General features: G+C 46.7%; 1 protein-coding gene. It reads left to right on the forward strand.

The annotated features are described in order from the left end of the window. Window positions 1-818: HlyC/CorC family transporter (locus tag A3750_RS16195; protein ID WP_231871849.1), on the forward strand; the 818-nt coding region annotated here is incomplete at its 5' end. Window positions 819-825 lie beyond the last annotated feature (7 nt).

The following is an 825-nucleotide window of genomic DNA, read 5'->3' on the forward strand; positions in this document are numbered from 1 at the left end:
CAGCTTCGAAAAGCTGGCTAGAACGCATATCGCAAGCATTTTCTGATCAACCTGATAGCGTTGATGAACTGCTTGAAATCTTAAGAGATTCAGAGCAAAGAAACGTTCTGGACGCAGACGCACTGAGCATTATTGAAGGTGCCATTCAGGTTACCAAAATGCAGGCGCGTGAAGTCATGATACCGCGCTCCCAGATGATTACCGTGAACGCAGATGCAGACCCCGAAGAGTATATTGATGATATCATCGAATCTGCACATTCACGCTTCCCCGTGTTTGGAGACTCAGATGATGAGCTTGAAGGCATCCTACTCGCGAAGGACCTCCTTCCTCTCGCTCTAAAGGGCGAATTGAGACGAAGCGCCGTGATAGATTTGCTTCGCCCTGCTTCGAAGATACCGGAAAGCAAACGATTGAATGAACTGCTCAAAGACTTCAAGCGAAATCGTAACCATATGGCAATTGTCATAGACGAATATGGTACGCCGTCAGGACTCGTCACTATCGAGGACGTGCTAGAACAGATCGTTGGCGAGATTGAGGACGAGCATGACATCGAAGAAGAGACCAACATCAAAACGCTTAGCGATAAAGAGTTTACTGTAAAAGCACTCACAACGATCGAGGAGTTTAACGAGTATTTTGATGTTCAGGTTCCAGAAGATGAGTTCGATACGATTGGTGGGTACGCGATCAAACGATTTGGCCGCTTGCCCAACCGAGGCGATGAGACTCGATTCGAAGGTTTTAAGATCACTGTACTGAACGCCGATAGTCGAACCGTCAGGCTATTAAAGTTAGAAAAACTTAACGCTTGAGAGACAC

The organism is Oleiphilus sp. HI0079, from assembly GCF_001635105.1.